Raw genomic sequence first — 14,353 nt, forward strand, 5'->3', positions numbered from 1 at the left:
CATGAATGACTTGCAGATGGACGACGTCAAAACTGACGAAAACGCCGCCATGGTATTGCTGGTGGACGATCAGGCGATGATTGGCGAAGCCGTGCGCCGGGGCTTGGCCCTTGAGCAGAACATCGACTTTCACTTTTGCGCCGACCCGCACGATGCCATTGCCCAGGCCATTCGCATCAAGCCGACGGTGATCTTGCAAGACCTGGTCATGCCGGGGCTCGATGGTTTGACGCTGGTGCGCGAATACCGCAACCACCCGGCCACCAAAGACATCCCGATCATCGTGTTGTCGACCAAAGAAGACCCGTTGATCAAGAGTGCGGCCTTTGCGGCCGGGGCCAACGACTACCTGGTGAAATTGCCGGACAACATTGAGCTGGTGGCCCGCATTCGCTATCACTCGCGCTCCTACATGACCCTGTTGCAGCGCGATGCCGCTTACCGAGCGCTGCGGGTCAGCCAGCAACAACTGTTGGACACCAATCTGGTGTTGCAGCGCCTGATGAACTCTGACGGCCTGACCGGGCTGTCCAACCGCCGCCATTTCGACGAGTACCTGGAGCTGGAATGGCGCCGGGCCCTGCGTGAGCAAACCCAGCTGTCGTTATTGATGATCGACGTGGACTACTTCAAGTCTTACAACGACACCTTTGGTCATCTGGACGGTGACGAAGCCCTGCGCAAAGTGGCGGCCTCGATCCGTGATGCCAGCTGCCGGCCTTCTGACCTGCCAGCGCGTTACGGCGGGGAGGAGTTTGCGATTGTATTGCCCAACACCTCTCAGGGTGGTGCGCGGCTGGTGGCTGAAAAGCTGCGTCAAGCGGTGGCGGCGCTGAAAATCCCGCACATTTCACCGGCCGATGGCAGCAGCCTGACCATCAGCATCGGCCTGTCTACCATGACCCCGCAGCACAGCGGCAACTGCCGCGACTTGATTTCGGCGGCCGACAAAGGCCTGTACCTGGCCAAAAACAACGGGCGTAATCAGGTCGGAATCGAATAAGGCTCCCGCTCTTGCGCGGCGGCTTCACGGGGGTAAGCCCGTTCGCGGTCGCACACGGGCTGTGCAAAGCGTTGATCCGGTCGCGCAGTCGCGTGCCTGTTCAGCGGCTGCACCGTGGGTATGCGTTCAAGGGCTTTTTTTCTTGAGCAGCAGCAGGCCCGTGGAGTACGCCGTTTTGTAGCGGCCCACGCAATAGTGGGCGTAGAGCTTCTGGTAGTAGTCCGTGATGGCCAGTTCGCGGATGGTTTCGTCAAACTGGTTGCGCACCTTCGCGCTCGCGCCCCAGTGCCAGTCCCGGAAGTCATTGAGGTTCTCGAATTCGACGGTTTCTTCAATGCGCTGTGAACGGATGATTTCAAAGTCGCTCAATGTGTCCAGCAGGGCTGGGCGGCTGAGCCGGAAATCATCAAACACCACGGGTTCGCCGATGCACGGGTATTGATGGCGAATCTCCATCAGCGCCCGCTCCTGAATGAAGCGCTCATCGGGTAAGTAATCGAAGTCGAACGCGCAGGATAAAAACACATGACCGCCCGGTTTGACGGCGGCCGACAGTTTGTCGATCGCCGCTTGTTCGTGGGGCATGAAGCCTTGCAGGCAACCGGCACACACCACGGCGTCGAACACCGGCAAGCGGTCAAGGTTGCACGCCAGAAAATCGCTGACGATAAAGCGCACGTTGGGCGCGGCATGCACCAGATTGGCGTAGGCAATCTTGTCTTTGGAGTGATCGATGCCGACGTATTGCTCGATATTGTTGGCGTCCACAAACAACAGGCTGTTGCCTGTGCCGCAGCCGATGTCCAGCACATTGCCCTGCGGCGTGGCGAACGACAGCAGCAGTTCGAGGCTGCGCTTTTTTACATGCCTTGAATTGCGTTGAAAGCCCTGCGGGCTGGGCCTCGGGTTGTTCATGGTCATGCTCCTGGGGGTAGGTCGCAGGATCAGCCCGTGCGGGGGCCAATGGGCAGGCCGTGTGTGTTCGGGGCGGTCATGTTTTAGGTATAGCGAGCCGGGTTTGATGTGCAATGCGCGGGCGTGTAGTCCATTTCCCTTAAATCGGGTAACTATTCCTAAGCAACGTTGCGATGAGGTTTGAACGGGCAGGGGGATTGCAGAGGGCGATAACCCCGGCAGGCTGCGGCAAATGGCCTGCATTCCACCGCTGGGCGGGCTGCTGTAACGGTATATTTTCGGTATACTCTTTGGCTTTGTAAAAATCGCCTACGAGTGCCGCCAGCCATGGAAATCAACCCAATCCTTAACAGCATCAAGGACCTGTCAGAGCGCTCCGAAACCATTCGGGGGTATCTTTGACTACGATCAAAAGCATGAGCGTCTGACCGAAGTCAATCGCGAGCTTGAAGATCCGAGTGTCTGGAACAACCCTTCGTACGCCCAGGAACTGGGGCGCGAGCGCTCCCTGTTGGCGCAAATTGTAGAAACCCTCGACGAGATGCACACGGGCCTGGCCGATGCCAAGGACCTGCTGCTGATGGCCGCCGAGGAAGAAGACCAGGCCGCTGTAGATGACGTGTCGGCTGAAGTCGAACGCCTGCGCGAGTCCCTTGAAAAACTCGAATTCCGCCGCATGTTCAGCGGTGAGATGGACGCCAACAACGCTTACCTGGACATTCAGGCAGGCTCTGGCGGCACCGAAGCGCAAGACTGGGCCAATATCCTGTTGCGGATGTATTTGCGTTGGGCCGACAAGCGCGGCTTCGAGGCCACCATCATGGAATTGTCCGCCGGTGAAGTGGCCGGGATCAAAGGTGCGACCGTGCACATCAAGGGCGAATACGCCTTTGGCTGGCTGCGCACCGAGATCGGCGTCCATCGTCTGGTTCGCAAAAGCCCGTACGACTCGGGCAACCGTCGTCATACCTCGTTCTCGGCCGTGTTCGTTTCGCCGGAAATCGACGACAACATCGAAATCGACATCAACCCCTCGGACCTGCGGATCGACACTTACCGCTCCTCCGGTGCGGGTGGTCAGCACGTAAACACCACTGACTCGGCCGTGCGTATTACCCACGTTCCGACCAACACCGTGGTGAGCTGCCAGAACGAACGTTCCCAGCACGCAAACAAAGACACCGCGATGAAAATGTTGCGGGCGCGTCTTTACGAGCAGGAAATCCAGAAGCGCAACGCCGCTTCCCAGGCGCTGGAAGACACCAAGTCCGACATCGGCTGGGGTCACCAGATCCGCTCGTACGTACTTGACGCGTCGCGCATCAAGGATTTGCGTACCAACATCGAGCGCAGTGACTGCGACAAAGTGCTCGACGGCGACATCGACGAATACCTGGTGGCCAGCCTGAAACAAGGGCTGTAAGTCGCGCAACAAACGTAAAGTGCGCCGCTGACGCGATGCCTTGAGGGCGCGCCGAAGCCCGCTTCCCCCTGCCGCAAGGCGGGGGCAACGAACCTGTGATGGAATTTTTAAAACATGAGCGACCAACAACTCGACCCGCAAGATTTGCAACAGGAAGAAAACGCCCTGATCGCCCTGCGCAAGGAAAAACTTGCTGCCGAGCGCGCCAAAGGCAACGCCTTCCCGAACGATTTCCGTCGTGACAGCTACTGCGCCGACCTGCAGAAGAAGTACGCCGAAGCGACCAAGGAAGAGCTGGCTGAAGCCGCCATCCCGGTCAAGGTTGCGGGTCGCATCATGCTTAACCGTGGTTCGTTCATGGTGATTCAGGACATGACCGGGCGCATCCAGGTCTATGTCAACCGCAAGACCCTGCCGGAAGAAACCCTGGCCGAAGTCAAAACCTGGGACCTGGGCGACATCATCGCCGCCGAAGGCACCCTGGCCCGCTCCGGCAAAGGCGACCTGTACGTTGAAATGACCCACGTGCGCCTGCTGACCAAATCCTTGCGTCCGCTGCCCGACAAGCACCACGGCCTGACCGACACCGAGCAGCGCTATCGCCAGCGTTACGTTGACCTGATCGTCAACGAAGACGTGCGCCACACCTTCCGTGTGCGTTCGCAAGTCATCGCCCACATCCGCAACTTCCTGATGGCGCGCGACTTCCTTGAAGTTGAAACGCCGATGTTGCAGACCATTCCGGGCGGCGCGGCAGCCAAGCCGTTTGAAACCCACCACAACGCGCTGGACATGGAAATGTTCCTGCGTATCGCGCCTGAGCTGTACCTCAAGCGTCTGGTCGTGGGCGGCTTCGAGAAAGTCTTCGAAATCAACCGCAACTTCCGTAACGAAGGGGTTTCGACGCGCCACAACCCTGAATTCACCATGCTTGAGTTCTACCAGGCGTACGCCGACTACGAAGACAACATGGACCTCACCGAAGAGCTGTTCCGCGAGCTGGCGCAGCTGGTTCTGGGCAGCACTGACGTGCCGTACGGCGACAAGGTGTTCCACTTCGGCGAGCCGTTTGTGCGTCTGTCGGTGTTCGACTCGATCCTCAAGTACAACCCTGAGTTGACCGCTGACGACCTGAACGACATCGACAAGGCCCGTGCCATCGCCAAAAAGGCCGGCGCCAAGGTGCTGGGCTTCGAAGGCCTGGGCAAGCTGCAGGTGATGATTTTCGAAGAGCTGGTCGAGCACAAGCTGGAGCAGCCGCACTTCATCACCCAGTACCCGTTCGAAGTGTCGCCGCTGGCCCGTCGCAACGATGAAAACCCGAACGTGACTGACCGTTTCGAGCTGTTCATCGGTGGCCGTGAAATCGCCAACGCCTACTCCGAGTTGAACGACGCGCAAGACCAGGCAGAACGCTTCATGGCACAAGTGGCTGACAAAGACGCCGGTGACGACGAAGCCATGCACTACGACGCCGACTTCGTGCGTGCGCTGGAGTACGGCATGCCGCCAACGGCCGGTGAAGGCATCGGCATCGACCGTCTGGTGATGCTGCTGACCAACTCCCCGTCGATCCGCGACGTGATCCTGTTCCCGCACATGCGCCCGCAAGCGTAACGCTGCTGAATAAAAAGCCGCCGCCAAGGGCGGCTTTTTATTGCCTGTCGAACAGGGGCTTGCCGTAACCACCCGACTTAAGGTCCTCAATATAGGGAAACATGCGTGAACCTGCCCAAGGCTCAAACGGGTGCCGTCGACGTCGCCACGGCGGTGGCCGAGAGTGTTCAATACCAGGGCCGCAAAGCCAGTCGCCATGGCAGTGAACAGCGGCGGCAACTGATTCTGGATGCGGCCATGCGTATCGTGGTGCGCGACGGTGTACGCGGCGTCCGGCATCGGGCAGTCGCCGCCGAAGCCGGGGTGCCGCTTTCGGCCACCACGTATTACTTCAAGGACATCGATGACCTGATCAACGACACCTTTGCGCAGTACGTCGAACGCAGTGCCGCCTTTATGGCCAAGTTATGGCAAAGCACGGAAGGCAAGCTGCGCGAGCTGGTGGCGTACGGAGACGGCAGCCCGCAGTCACGTTCACAACTGGCTGACGAGATTGCCGCCATGACCGCCCACTACGTGGAGCACCAGTTGGTGACCCGTCGCGATCAGTTGCGCGCCGAGCAGGCGTTCCATCAGGCCGCGCTGCTTAACCCGCGGCTGGCGGTGCTGGTGCGCGCCCACGAGCAGATTTTTCTGCAGGGCACGTGTCAGATCTTCCAGGTGCTGGGCTCCAAACAGCCGCAGCACGATGCCAATGTCTTGACGGCGATTATCGGTCGGATGGAATATCAGGCCCTACTTAATGGCGCGCAGCCAGCAGCCGATGCACAACGGCTCGCTCTCCTTACGCGCTACATGCACTTGGTGTTGGCCGCTCTATAGAAGGATGCAGGCATGAAAGGTTGGCGCGTAATGCTGTTGGCGGTGTCGTTTTTACTGTTGAACGGGTGCCTGGTCACGTTCAAGGAAGCGCCGCTGGTGGCTCAAACGGCGCCTCAGGCCTTGCTCGGCAAATGGACCAGCAAGGACGCCTGGGGGCAGGCGCGACGCCTGAGCATCAGCGCCATCGATAAAACCCACTATCAGGCCGAGGTGTACCCCAAGGGCGAACCCAAGGCGCGTCAACGTTATCGGTTCATCGTCGCCAAACACGGCAGCCGCTGGTACGCGTCGGCCGCCATACCGGCTCGGCTGGGCGGTAATTTCACGCTGAACGGGTTTGAATTGACCGACGGCGGCGAGCTGGTGATCTACGAACTGGACCTTGAGCAAATCCGTCAGGCCATCGGTCAGTCGGCGCTGGCCGGCGACACGGTTGAAACCGCCGAAGGCGCAGGCGTTCAGATCGACAGCCCATCGTCTACAGTCTTTGCTTATCTGGATGACCCGGCGAATTCCGACGTCTTTGTCGAAACCGCCCGCTATCAGCGCGCGGCCAAGTAACCGCCTTTTTCAAGGAGCACCGGGTGGACGATTACCAACGCACGATTCGCACATTGTCAGACCGCATCGTGCTGGCCCAGACCCCGATCCGCGTGCTGGATGCGGTGAAGTGGGACGACAGCATCCGTCAGGGCTTTCTCAAGGCCAAGGGTAAACAAATGCCGGCGGTGGATCGGGATTATTACCTGGGGCGGCCGTTGTCCTTCGATTCGGGCGCGGTGAAGCTCGAATTTCAGAACATCGAGCGCGACATCACCCGCCAGTTGGGGCAGTTCAACCCCGTCGGGCAAATCATGCGCCGCATGTGCAAGGAATACCGCATGGTGGTGCGCATGCTCGAAGCGCGCGGCACCGAAGACTTCGGGCTGATCTCGCAAGAGCTGTATGGCGCCGCGTCCGATGCGTTTCATGCGGGCGACCCGACGCTGGCCGACCTGGGGTTGATGATGTCCGATTACCTGGACAACATCGACGACCGTGGCGCGCTCAAGGACGAAGCGAAAACCCTCACCGCCAAAGACGCCGTTCATCTGTTGCAAACGCGGCTGAACAAGGTGTTTGGCGAGGCCGAGGAAACCATCCGGGTGTTTGAGTCCGACGGCATCGTCGCGGACGCGGCGGCGGGTGCCGATTACATCAAGATCCGCACCGATGCGATGTTCAACCACCGCGACGTGCGTGCGCTTGAAGTCCACGAAGGGCTGGTGCATGTGGGCACAACGCTCAACGGCCTGAACCAGCCGATCTGTACGTTTCTGGCCAAAGGCCCGCCATCCTCGACGGTCACCCAGGAAGGGCTGGCCATCCTGATGGAGATCATCACGTTTGCTTCCTACCCCAGCCGCCTGCGCAAACTGACCAATCGCACCCGCGCCATTCATATGGTGGAGGAGGGCGCGGACTTCATGCAGGTGTATGAGTTCTTCCGTGAGCAAGGCTTTGAAATGCCGGAAAGCTATGGCAATGCGAGTCGGGTTTTCCGTGGTTCGGTGCCCAATGGCCTGCCATTTACCAAAGACTTGTCCTACCTCAAGGGCTTCATCATGGTTTACAACTACATTCAGCTGGCCGTACGTAAAGGCAAGCTGGAACAAGTGCCGCTGCTGTTTTGTGGCAAAACCACGCTGGAAGACATGCGCACCTTGCGCCAACTGGTCGATGAAGGCCTGGTGGTCGCGCCCAAGTACCTGCCGGAGCAGTTCCGTGACATGAATGCGCTGGCCGCCTGGATGTGCTTCTCCAACTTCCTCAACCACTTGAGCCTGGACCGGATCGAAGCCGATTACTCCAACATCTTGTAACCCTGTCAGCGGATTCAGGGCCGCTGGGGCCTCGACCGCGACTGCGCCGCGAGGTGCAACCTTTCACACATGGTGGCTTGTTTGATCAAAACCCTGGCTGCATGCTGCCTGCTGCTGGCACTCGGCGGATGCAGCTCCCTGTTGTTTTATCCGGAACCCGGCCAGCCGATCACACCGACGGCGGCGGGTCTGGACTACCGCGATGTGACGCTGACCGCCGCTGACGGTACACGGCTGCACGGCTGGTGGCTGCCCGCCGCGCCGGGCGTACCGCTCAAAGGCACGCTGCTGCACCTGCACGGCAACGGCGGCAACCTCGCTTACCACTTGGGCGCCACGGCCTGGCTGCCCGCGCAGGGCTATCAGGTGCTGATGATCGACTACCGCGGTTACGGATTGTCACAAGGCGCACCCCGGTTGCCTGAGGTGTATCAAGACATCGACGCGGCGTTCGACTGGCTGCAAAAGGAGCCGTCGGTCAAAGGCCTGCCGCTGATTGTGCTGGGGCAGAGCCTGGGCGGCGCGATGGGGGTTCATTACCTGAGTGAGCACCCGCAGCAACGCCAGCGCATCACGGCGATGGTGCTCGACGGGGTGCCCGCCAGCTACCGCGAGGTGGGTCAATTTGCCCTGAGCACGTCCTGGCTGACCTGGCCTTTGCAAGTGCCGCTGTCCTGGCTGGTGCCGGACGCGGACAGCGCCTTGTATGCCATCGCGAACATGGGGCCGGTGCCGCTGTTGATCTTCCACAGCGTGGACGATCCGGTCGTGCCGCTTTCCAATGGCATCCGACTGTATCAAGCTGCGCCGCCGCCCAAGGTGTTGCAATTGACCCGTGGCGGGCATGTGCAGACCTTTGCCGACCCGATCTGGCGCGAGGTCATGCTGCGCTACCTGCAAGACCCGCAACATTTCACGGGCGTGAGGCGCCTGGGGGAAATCCCCAACTACCCCGCCCCCCCGAATTCGAAAAACGTTGAACCAGAGAGCCAACCATGAGTGAAGAACGTAACGCCATCCCGCTGATCATTACCGGTATTTGCACCATCATCGGCACCGTCGGGGCCCTGTGGTACTACGGCTACCTGCATTTCGCCAAGCCGCAAGACGCCTTGCTGCTCAACGACTTCACCATGCTCAAGACCGTCCCCGGCGAAGACTACAAAATTTCCCTGACCCCGGCCAATCAGGTCGCCCAGTGCGTGGACGGTATCATCGTGCTGTTCGACACCGAGCAAAAAGGCCTGACCGGCGTGCTGGTGAACAACAAGAAGCAAGCCGTTCACTGCATGGGCCAGGAAACCCCGAAACTGCAACAGTAACGTCGCAACGCTCCCGAACGCGCAGCAAAAAGCCCCGCCTGATCACTCAGGCGGGGCTTTTGTTTTTACGCGTACAGACTTACTGCATCGACGAACGCGGCGCGACTGGCTGGTTGTCGTTGGAGATGGTCACTTCAACGCGACGGTTCTGGGCGCGGCCAGAGTTGGTGGCGTTGCTGGCCACCGGGTATTCCTTGCCATAACCCTGAGCGACGATGCGCGAAGGATCGACACCGGCACGTACCAGTGCGTTTTTAACCGCATTGGCGCGACGCTCGGACAGGCCCTGGTTGTAAGCCGCCGACCCTTTGCTGTCGGTGTAGCCTTCAACGATCACTTTGCGATCCGGGTTTTTGATCAGGTAGTTGGCCAGCGTGGTGATGCTGTCACGGCTGTTGGCTTTCAGGCTGGCCTGATCGAAATCAAACAGCACGTCGCCGAAGGTGACCAGCGTACCGCGCTCGGTTTGCTTGGCGTTCAGGCCACGCAGTTGCTTGATTTGTGCATCACGGGCATCCAGCAGTGCCTGGGCACGGTCGGAGCCAGCGTTTTTGATCTGGTTTTCAGCGGTGCGCAACGCGATGGTTTGCTTGGCCACTTCAACGCGCTGGTTGGTCAGGTAAGCCAGTTGGTCAACCGTGGACTCGTCTTCTTTGTCCAGGTAAGCCTTCTGGGCTTTGTCCAGCCACTCGCTGGCGTCTTTGGTTTCCAGCGCCGCGACTTTGGTCGCTTCAGGGTTGGTTTGCAGTGCCGAGAAGTTAGTCTTGGCATTTTCCAGGTTTACGTTTGGCTGGTGCGAGCACGCCGCCAGGCCAACGCTTAGAGCCAACAGGGCAGGGATCAGTACGGTATTGCGCATAATATTTAGTCCTTTCAATCGATGAGGAATGCTGTGTCGTCAGCCGCAGTCAAAAGAGGCGACTTACTGCAGCGGGCGCATGCCTTCCTGACGCAGTTGCTGAACGGCTTTCTGAGCATCCTGAGCGGCCTTCTCGGCTTTGGCGGCCTGGGCTTTGCGCTCTGCGACACGAGCGTCCCACTCGGCTTGTTCAGCCAGACGCTTGGCGTCCTTGTAGTTCTTGTCGTGCATGGCCAGTTCGGCTTGCTTGAGCTTGTCTTGCGCGGCCTTCATTTCAACCGGGGCGTATTCAGTGCCGCCAGCGCTCACGGCGTTGTTCACCGCCGATTGAGTCACCGCGTACTGCTCCGTCGGTGGGTTGCCTGCACAACCGGCCAGAACGAAGCTGGTACCGATTGCCAGCGCAGCCAGTTTTAGCCCGCGCAGGCGAGGTGAGGTGGTTTTGACAGTGCGGGTCATCATGGTCTTCAACTCCATTAGGTAACTCCTGAAAAACTTCAAATTCCATCACGTCAGTGGCGTCAAACAGGATTGCCTGTGATGTCACCCGGAGTGTTGATTTCCCTGCCCCGGCAGTGATGGTTACTGGGTGTGACCGAAGCGATTTTTGAATAGTTCAAAAAAAAAGGTGGCAAATTGCCTAAAAACTTGTGACTGCTCAGTCAGTTATTTCTGAGGGGCAGTACCTTGGCCAGAGCCCCGATTTAGAGCGTGCGCGAGCGGGAGCAAGGGTTTGCTCGGCCCAAGGAGCTATTAAAGTGCCATCGCGGCAGTGGTGCTGAAACGCGTCAGCCTACGACTATTTTTATCCGGCTTGCGGCTTGCCACAGATGACGCTTGCGACGCACTCTTGGGGCAGGAGCTGTCCCCGGATACCGCTGGAGAAATTGCTGATGACCGATATTGATGCACGCTTGCGCGATGACGTTCACCTGTTGGGTGAACTGTTGGGGAATACGATCCGTGACCAGTACGGCGAAGCGTTTCTCGCCAAGATCGAACGTATTCGGCAGGGCGCCAAGGACGACCGCCGTGGCACCACGGGCGAAGAGTTGAGCACGATTCTGGGGGACTTGAGCGACGATGAAGTGCTGCCGGTGGCCCGCGCCTTCAACCAGTTCTTGAACCTGGCCAATATTGCTGAACAGTACGAACTCATTCATCGCCGCGAAGAGGGGCAGCCCGAACCCTTTGAAGCCCTGGTCTTGCCCACCTTGCTCGAACGCTTGCTGGCCGAAGGGCACAGCCCTGAATCGCTGGCGCGGCAGGTCAGCACGCTGCACATCGAACTGGTGCTCACGGCGCACCCGACTGAGGTGACGCGCCGCACGCTGATTCAAAAATACGATGCGATCGCTGCGCAACTGGCCGCGCAAGATCATCGCGACCTCACCCGCAGTGAAAAATCCCACATCGAGCAGCGCCTGCAACGGCTGATTGCCGAAGCGTGGCACACCGAAGAAATTCGCCGCACGCGCCCTACGCCGGTTGATGAAGCCAAGTGGGGGTTTGCGGTCATCGAGCATTCGCTGTGGCACGCCGTGCCGAACATGATGCGCAAGGCCGACGAAGCCTTGCACGCGGCCACTGGCCTGCATCTGCCGCTGGAGGCCGCGCCGATCCGTTTTGCCTCGTGGATGGGCGGGGACCGTGATGGCAACCCGAATGTCACGGCCAGTGTGACCCGCGAAGTATTGCTGCTGGCGCGCTGGATGGCCGCTGATTTGTACTTGCGTGACCTCGATAAACTGGCCGCCGACTTGTCGATGCAACAGGCCACCCCCGCCTTGCTGGCCGCAGCGGGGGACAGCGCCGAGCCCTATCGCGCCGTGCTCAAACAACTGCGCGATCGCCTGCGCGTCACCCGTCATTGGGCACACGGGTCGTTGACCGCCAACCAACCGGCGCCTGAGGGCGTGCTCCAAGACAACCACGATCTGCTGGCCCCGTTGCAGCTGTGTTATCAGTCGCTGCACGCGTGCGGCATGGGCGTGATCGCAGACGGCCCGTTACTGGATTTCCTGCGCCGCGCCGTGACGTTCGGGTTGTTTCTGGTGCGCCTTGACGTGCGACAGGATGCGGCCCTGCATGCGTCAGCGATGACTGAAATCACCGATTATCTGGGGCTTGGGCGGTACGAAGACTGGGATGAAGACACGCGCCTGACGTTCCTGATTCGTGAACTGGCCAACCGTCGGCCCTTGTTGCCCAGCTATTTCAAGCCGGGTGCGCAGACCGCCGAAGTGCTGGCCACGTGCAAGGAAGTGGCCGCGGCGCCGGGGGCTTCGCTGGGCTCGTATGTGATCTCGATGGCCGGTGCGGCCTCGGACGTGCTGGCGGTGCAGTTGCTTCTTAAAGAGGCGGGCCTGGAGCGCCCGATGCGGGTGGTGCCGTTGTTCGAAACCCTGGCGGACCTGGACAATGCCGGCCCCGTCATAGAGCGGCTGTTGCTGCTACCCGGCTACCGTTCGCGGCTGCACGGCCCGCAGGAAGTGATGATCGGTTATTCCGACTCGGCCAAGGACGCGGGCACCACGGCAGCGGCCTGGGCGCAGTACCGGGCACAAGAAACACTGGTCAACATTTGCCGCGAGCAACAGGTCGAATTGCTGTTGTTCCATGGCCGTGGCGGCACGGTGGGGCGCGGCGGCGGACCGGCCCACGCGGCGATTCTGTCGCAGCCGCCGGGCTCGGTGGCGGGTCGCTTCCGCACCACGGAGCAGGGCGAGATGATCCGCTTCAAATTTGGCCTGCCCGACATTGCCGAGCAAAACCTCAACCTGTACCTGGCCGCCGTGCTGGAAGCCACTTTGCTGCCGCCACCGTTGCCTGAACCGGGTTGGCGTGTGCTGATGGATGAACTGGCCGCCGACGGGGTGAAGGCTTATCGCGCGGTGGTGCGCGACAACCCGCAGTTCGTTGAATATTTTCGCCAGTCCACCCCGGAACAGGAACTGGGGCGTTTGCCGTTGGGCAGTCGGCCCGCCAAACGGCGTGCGGGCGGCATTGAAAGCCTGCGAGCCATTCCGTGGATTTTCGGCTGGACACAAACGCGCCTGATGCTGCCCGCCTGGCTGGGCTGGGAAACCGCACTCAACCATGCGCTGGCGCGCGGTGAAGGCGAGCAGTTGGCGCAGATGCGCGAGCAGTGGCCGTTCTTCCGCACCCGCATTGACATGCTCGAAATGGTGCTGGCCAAGGCCGACGCCGACATTGCACGGCTATATGACGAGCGTCTGGTGGCGCCTGAGCTGCTGCCGTTGGGTGCGCACTTGCGCGACTTATTGTCGCAGGCGTGTGAGGTGGTATTGGGTTTGACCGGGCAGTCGCAACTCATGGCGCACAGCCCTGAAACCTTGGAATTCATACGCTTGCGTAACACCTACCTCGACCCGCTGCACCTGTTGCAGGCCGAATTGCTGGCGCGTTCGCGACGCCAGGAAGCCACGCAAGATAGCCCTCTGGAACAAGCATTGTTGGTCACTGTGGCCGGAATTGCGGCGGGCTTGCGTAACACCGGCTAGAAAAAAAGCCGGTTCAGTTAGCGTGCCCCGGTGTGTGCGGCAGAGGACCGATCTTCTGCAATGGCCTCCGGGGCGCGACACTTTATTGTGAGGTGGCGACCTGTGACACCCCGTCGCAAGGGCGTATGAGGCTCTGATTATTCCTACTTTTGCTGTCTTGTGTGGGCCGGGCCTGCTGTGTATCTTGGTCAGCCCTTGGCCATTTTGATGGCCATCACCCGATTCTGAGATTGGCCCAAAGAGGCGAGTCTGTTGTCATTTAAATAAAAAATTTGAGGAGCACATCGATGCGCGTCATTCTGCTGGGAGCTCCCGGGGCCGGTAAAGGTACTCAGGCAAAGTTCATCACTGAAAAATTTGGCATCCCGCAAATCTCCACAGGCGACATGTTGCGCGCAGCTGTGAAGGCCGGAACCGAGCTGGGCCTGATCGCCAAGAGCGTCATGGACAGCGGCGGCCTGGTCTCCGACGACCTGATCATCAACCTGGTCAAAGAGCGTATCAGCCAGCAAGACTGCAAAAACGGCTTCCTGTTCGACGGCTTCCCGCGCACCATTCCGCAAGCTGAAGCCCTGGTCAAAGCCGGTGTTGAACTGGACCACGTGCTGGAAATCGCCGTAGAAGACGAAGAAATCGTTCAGCGCATTGCTGGCCGCCGTGTTCACGAAGCGTCGGGCCGTGTGTACCACATCGTCTACAACCCGCCAAAAGTGGAAGGTAAAGACGACGTGACCGGTGAAGACCTGGTTCAGCGTAAAGACGACACCGAAGAAACCGTGCGTCATCGCCTGTCGGTCTACCACTCGCAGACCAAGCCGCTGGTGGAGTTCTATCAGAAGCTGTCCGCTGCCAACGGCAAGCCGAAGTACAGCTACGTTGAAGGTGTGGGTTCGGTTGAAGCCATCACCGCCAAGGTGCTTGCAGCATTGAGCTGATCGTCGATTTGCTCTGATACAACAAGCCCGCTTGCGGGCTGTTGTTGTTTATACTGCGGCACTTTTTTAAT

At 59.8% G+C, this 14,353-nt stretch carries 13 protein-coding genes; 10 read left to right on the top strand and 3 right to left on the bottom strand.

All coding sequences use genetic code 11. The annotated features are described in order from the left end of the window. Position 1: 1 nt before the first annotated feature. Entirely contained in the window at positions 2 to 1,003 is a 1,002-nt protein-coding gene (locus TU74_RS11890) for a response regulator (protein ID WP_047277277.1), read from the top strand. A gap of 126 nt (positions 1,004 to 1,129) precedes the next feature. On the opposite strand, the gene TU74_RS11895 is transcribed toward TU74_RS11890, so the two are convergent. Next, on the bottom strand, positions 1,130 to 1,918 hold the full coding sequence (locus TU74_RS11895) for a class I SAM-dependent methyltransferase (protein WP_048376638.1): 789 nt from the start codon (positions 1,916 to 1,918) through the stop codon (positions 1,130 to 1,132). Positions 1,919 to 2,245: 327 nt separating this feature from the next. On the opposite strand from TU74_RS11895, the gene prfB reads away from it, so the two are divergent. The 7 genes from prfB (at position 2,246) to TU74_RS11930 (ending at position 8,964) form a co-directional block, all read left to right on the top strand. Beyond that, positions 2,246 to 3,341, top strand: a protein-coding gene (gene prfB, locus TU74_RS11900; protein ID WP_099421580.1) for a peptide chain release factor 2 whose coding sequence is annotated in 2 segments (ribosomal slippage) — positions 2,246 to 2,317 and positions 2,319 to 3,341 — 1,095 coding nt in all. Because the reading frame shifts where the segments join, the coding sequence is not laid out codon by codon here. Positions 3,342 to 3,455: 114 nt separating this feature from the next. After that, the gene (gene lysS, locus TU74_RS11905; RefSeq protein ID WP_047295159.1) at positions 3,456 to 4,958 is read left to right on the top strand and encodes a lysine--tRNA ligase; all 1,503 of its coding nucleotides are present in this window, start codon (positions 3,456 to 3,458) and stop codon (positions 4,956 to 4,958) included. A gap of 105 nt (positions 4,959 to 5,063) precedes the next feature. Further along, entirely contained in the window at positions 5,064 to 5,780 is a 717-nt protein-coding gene (locus tag TU74_RS11910; RefSeq protein WP_047277271.1) for a TetR/AcrR family transcriptional regulator, read from the top strand. Between the two features lie 12 nt (positions 5,781 to 5,792). Continuing rightward, positions 5,793 to 6,341 (top strand): hypothetical protein, encoded by a 549-nt coding sequence (locus TU74_RS11915; protein WP_047277269.1) that lies wholly within the window; start codon positions 5,793 to 5,795, stop codon positions 6,339 to 6,341. A gap of 23 nt (positions 6,342 to 6,364) precedes the next feature. Beyond that, positions 6,365 to 7,642 (top strand): flavohemoglobin expression-modulating QEGLA motif protein, encoded by a 1,278-nt coding sequence (locus TU74_RS11920; RefSeq protein WP_047295153.1) that lies wholly within the window; start codon positions 6,365 to 6,367, stop codon positions 7,640 to 7,642. A gap of 84 nt (positions 7,643 to 7,726) precedes the next feature. Then, entirely contained in the window at positions 7,727 to 8,641 is a 915-nt protein-coding gene (locus TU74_RS11925) for an alpha/beta hydrolase (protein WP_048376677.1), read from the top strand. Beyond that, positions 8,638 to 8,964, top strand: coding sequence for a PA3694 family proteiin (locus tag TU74_RS11930; RefSeq protein WP_047277265.1), 327 nt, complete (start codon positions 8,638 to 8,640; stop codon positions 8,962 to 8,964). Before TU74_RS11925 ends, TU74_RS11930 begins: the two co-directional genes overlap by 4 nt. A 79-nt stretch (positions 8,965 to 9,043) precedes the next feature. On the opposite strand, the gene lptF is transcribed toward TU74_RS11930, so the two are convergent. Beyond that, a complete protein-coding gene (gene lptF / locus TU74_RS11935; protein ID WP_047277264.1) occupies positions 9,044 to 9,823 on the bottom strand; it encodes a lipotoxin F family OmpA-related lipoprotein LptF in 780 nt (259 codons plus the stop codon). Positions 9,824 to 9,886: 63 nt separating this feature from the next. Next, positions 9,887 to 10,300 (bottom strand): DUF4398 domain-containing protein, encoded by a 414-nt coding sequence (locus tag TU74_RS11940; RefSeq protein ID WP_047277262.1) that lies wholly within the window; start codon positions 10,298 to 10,300, stop codon positions 9,887 to 9,889. 416 nt (positions 10,301 to 10,716) lie between these two features. Here TU74_RS11940 and ppc point away from each other — a divergent pair, with 416 nt between their 5' ends. After that, entirely contained in the window at positions 10,717 to 13,347 is a 2,631-nt protein-coding gene (gene ppc, locus TU74_RS11945; RefSeq protein WP_047295149.1) for a phosphoenolpyruvate carboxylase, read from the top strand. A 287-nt stretch (positions 13,348 to 13,634) separates the two neighbouring features. Then, entirely contained in the window at positions 13,635 to 14,282 is a 648-nt protein-coding gene (adk, locus tag TU74_RS11950) for an adenylate kinase (RefSeq protein ID WP_048376640.1), read from the top strand. Positions 14,283 to 14,353: the final 71 nt, after the last annotated feature.

Source organism: Pseudomonas lundensis, assembly GCF_001042985.1.
In the GTDB taxonomy this organism is placed as follows: Bacteria; Pseudomonadota; Gammaproteobacteria; order Pseudomonadales; family Pseudomonadaceae; genus Aquipseudomonas; species Aquipseudomonas lundensis.

Excerpts from the sequence above, each read along its gene's own strand:
- TU74_RS11890 (WP_047277277.1), top strand. The coding sequence starts at position 2 with ATGAATGACTTGCAGATGGACGACGTCAAAACTGACGAAAACGCCGCC.
- TU74_RS11895 (WP_048376638.1), bottom strand. The coding sequence starts at position 1,918 with ATGAACAACCCGAGGCCCAGCCCGCAGGGCTTTCAACGCAATTCAAGG.
- lysS (WP_047295159.1), top strand. The coding sequence starts at position 3,456 with ATGAGCGACCAACAACTCGACCCGCAAGATTTGCAACAGGAAGAAAAC.
- TU74_RS11915 (WP_047277269.1), top strand. The coding sequence starts at position 5,793 with ATGAAAGGTTGGCGCGTAATGCTGTTGGCGGTGTCGTTTTTACTGTTG.
- TU74_RS11930 (WP_047277265.1), top strand. The coding sequence starts at position 8,638 with ATGAGTGAAGAACGTAACGCCATCCCGCTGATCATTACCGGTATTTGC.
- lptF (WP_047277264.1), bottom strand. The coding sequence starts at position 9,823 with ATGCGCAATACCGTACTGATCCCTGCCCTGTTGGCTCTAAGCGTTGGC.
- TU74_RS11940 (WP_047277262.1), bottom strand. The coding sequence starts at position 10,300 with ATGGAGTTGAAGACCATGATGACCCGCACTGTCAAAACCACCTCACCT.
- ppc (WP_047295149.1), top strand. The coding sequence starts at position 10,717 with ATGACCGATATTGATGCACGCTTGCGCGATGACGTTCACCTGTTGGGT.
- adk (WP_048376640.1), top strand. The coding sequence starts at position 13,635 with ATGCGCGTCATTCTGCTGGGAGCTCCCGGGGCCGGTAAAGGTACTCAG.